Genomic DNA, 3,341 nt, shown 5'->3' with positions numbered 1-3,341 from the left:
AGGCTCCCTGCCGGAAAAGATCGAGCAGATCCTCGGCGTCCCCCTGGTTGACGCGGCGGTGGACGCGGTCGGTTTCGAGGCCAAGGGACATGGGTCCAACGCCGCTGAGGCTCCCGCCACGGTGCTGAACGACATCATGTCGGTGACGCAGGTGGGCGGTGCCTTGGGCATCCCCGGCCTCTACGTCACCGGAGACCCGGGCGGCATCGACGAGAACGCGAAGGTCGGCCAGATCGGCGTGCAGCTGGGCACCGGCTGGGCGAAGTCGCTCTCGTTCACCACGGGGCAGTGCCCGGTCAAGCGGTACAACCGTAGGCTAATGGATCTGATCCTGGCCGGTAAGGCCAACATTTCGAAGGCCGTGAACGCCACCACTATCAGCTTGGACGAGGCGCCCCAGAGTTACCGGGAATTCGACCAAGGCGCGGCCAAGAAGTACGTGATCGATCCGCACGGGATGATCGCCGCGTAGGACGCCCCTTCGGATAGGCAGCGGCGGCTGCGCCCCAGTGGCTGCCGCTGCCGACGGCGCCTTCAGCGGATGGCCGGGAAAGTTCCGGTCTTGGAGCAGTTGCAGGAGGGCGCCGGCTCAAAGGCGTTCGTCGATCGGTTTCCCGGTCTGTCCAAGGCCAGCCAGGGCAGCCTGCTCGGCGAAGTCGGGGACGCTGGCCACGACCTCGTCGAAGGTTCCGGCGGCCGCCACCGTTCCTCCGCGCATGAAGAACACAATGTCCGCGTCCCGGATCGTTGCCAGCCGGTGCGCCACGGTGATGACTGTAACGTCGCCGTGCAGCTGCCGGATCGCCGTCGTCACCGCCGCCTCGGTCGCGGTGTCAAGCGCGGAGGTCGCCTCGTCCATGACGAGCACGCGGGGATTGTCGTAGAGCGCCCGGGCAATGCCGAGGCGCTGGCGCTGCCCGCCGGAGAGCGCCATACCGCGCTCACCCACCAAGGCGTCCAAACCGCCGTCGCGCCCCATCACCGTGTCCAGCAGCTGTGCGCGCCGCAGCGCGACGGTCACGCGCTCGGGATCCACGCGGGCCTGGTCCCAGGCCAAGGCCACGTTCTGCGCAATCGACGCGTCGAAGAGCGAGACTTCCTGCGGCACGTAGCCGATGCGCCGCCGCCAGGAGTCCAGCACGAACTCCATCGGTTCACCGCCCACCAGGACGCGTCCGCTGCTTGGCTCGAGCAGGCCCAACAGCAGGTCCACCATCGTCGACTTGCCGGCGCCGGAGGCACCGACGAAGGCCACGTGGCTGCCGGCCGGAATCCGGATGTTCACGTCGTGGAGCGCCGGCGCCGCGGTATCCGGATAGCTGAAGGCGACGTCCTGCAGCTCGATATCGGCGGCGTTGTCCGGCAGCTCGTGCTGCGGCCGCTCGTCGCGCAGCCGGGACATTTCGGCTTCGCCCGAGTGGATGTCCTCCACGATCTGCCGGGCAAAGGACGCGCTGGTGTTCACGGAGGACTGCACAGCCTGCATGCGCGTTAGAGAGGGGATCAGGCGGAACCCCGCGACGGCGAACAGGCCGACGGCGCTCACCGCCCCGGCGGGCCCGCCGGTCAGGTAACCCACGCCGCCCAGCAGCGCGAAGCCCAGGACCAGCGCGGTCTCCAGCACGTAGCGCGGGATCTGCGAGATCTGGATGGCGCCGGCGCGCGCTATGGAGGACTTGGTCCGGGTGCCGTGCACCTGTTCCTGCACCTCGGGCCCGCGGCCGGCCAGGGTGATTTCCTTCAGGGCGCCCAGCGCCTCGTACAGGGTCTTGGCGGTGCGGTTGGACCATTCCCGGTTTTCCCGGCCGATCGCCACGGCGCGCGGGGAGATCACCTTGGCCAGCAGCAGTGCCACCAAACCCAGATAGATCATCGTCACCACCGCGATCAGCGGCTGGGCCACGAACAGCACGACGACGACCGCCACCAGGGTGCCCAGCTCGCCGAACAGGCTCATGGCCGGCATCAGCACGCCCGAAACCGTGATCCCGACGCCCACGTCCACGGAACGGACGATCTCGGCCGAGTTGCGGCCGAGCCGCTTCTCCCACGGGGAGGCGAGGTAGGCGGCGAAGAGGCGGTCGCCGATGGCCACTTCGTGCCGGGCGAAGCGCTTGGTGGCGAAGCGCAGCAGCAGGACGGCGAGGACTCCCTTGAGCACGATCAGCAGGCAGATGAACGCCAGCAGCGGCAGGGCCAGCCCGTTTTCCGCGACATTGCCCACCAGCGGCAGTTCAGCGTCGGACCTGCCCACGAGGGCCGGCAGGAGCGCAGCGATCAAACCCAGGGCGACGACGTCCAGCAGGGCCAATGCCGCCGACGCTGCGCCGTAGCCGGTCAGGAAACGCCGGCTGCCATCGGGCAAGGTACGCAGCAGCGGCACAAGAACGTCGAGGATGCTTTTCATACTGTCCCTCAGCCTATTGCATCGCGCCATTATCACCCGCGACAGCTTCTGGCCAGCAACGGGTCAAAGATGAGGCTCTTTCTCCACAATCGGGGTGCAGGGGCTAGCGGGTCTGACGACCGGTCGCCTAGGGTCGGTGGCAACGCCCGCCCGCCGGTCCCGAATTCCGCTGCGGGGGTCGTGCCTGAACTCTGAGGGGGAGAAGGGATGGAGGGTATCCGGATTGTCGAGGGGGAGGTCCGCGAGCTAATCCGTCAACGAGGTTTGGACCCTGCTCACCAAGGCACTGAGGTCCGGCGGCTGGTCGAGGCCGCCGTCACCGACTACGACGAAAGGTCCTTGCTGGGAGCCCTTCCGCCACTGGGGCACCTGGAGCATGCACGCAAATATATTTTCGATGCCGTCGCCGGATTCGGGCCATTGCAACCGCTTTTGGATGACCCATCCATCGAAGAAATCTGGATCAACTCTCCTGCGGAGGTGTATGTAGCCCGAGGGGGAGAGTCCGAGCTGACATCCCTATCGCTCACAGAACAACAGGTCCGGGACCTGGTGGAGCGAATGTTGAAGTCCTCCGGCCGTCGTTTGGACTTATCTTCGCCCTTCGTTGATGCAGCCCTCGCTGACGGGTCAAGGCTGCACGTTGTCATCCCGGATATCACCCGTCAGCACTGGGCCGTCAACATCCGGAAATTCATTGCCCGCGCTTCGCGGCTGGAGCATTTGGTCGAATTGGGATCGCTGACGCCGGAAGCAGCGCGATTTCTGGGTGCGGCAGTAAGTGCAGGGCTGAACATCCTCGTCTCCGGCGCCACCCAGGCGGGAAAGACTTCGTTACTCAATTGTCTGGCAGCAGCCATTGGCAGCCGGGAGCGAGTCGTGACGGTCGAGGAGATCTTCGAACTGCAGCTGCCCCTGCGCGACGTGATTGGGC

General features: G+C 66.4%; 2 protein-coding genes and 1 pseudogene. 2 read left to right on the top strand and 1 reads right to left on the bottom strand.

Features of this window, described 5'->3' with window-relative positions:
• Nucleotides 1-472: pseudogene (locus AC5RWT_RS35880) on the top strand (formaldehyde dehydrogenase, glutathione-independent); the annotation flags it as partial.
• Nucleotides 473-589: 117 nt separating this feature from the next.
• On the opposite strand, the gene AC5RWT_RS35875 reads toward AC5RWT_RS35880, so the two are convergent.
• Nucleotides 590-2,407: an ABC transporter ATP-binding protein gene (locus AC5RWT_RS35875; RefSeq protein ID WP_494084381.1), complete on the bottom strand. Its 1,818-nt coding sequence runs from the start codon at nt 2,405-2,407 to the stop codon at nt 590-592.
• Nucleotides 2,408-2,614: 207 nt separating this feature from the next.
• On the opposite strand from AC5RWT_RS35875, the gene AC5RWT_RS35870 reads away from it, so the two are divergent.
• The coding region (locus AC5RWT_RS35870) for a TadA family conjugal transfer-associated ATPase (RefSeq protein WP_494084380.1) at nt 2,615-3,341 on the top strand (727 nt) is incomplete at its 3' end.

The sequence above is a fragment of the Arthrobacter sp. Dra40 genome (assembly GCF_059091905.1).
The sequence above is the reverse complement of the archived record's forward strand: the minus strand, read 5'-3'. Positions and strand labels throughout refer to the sequence as shown.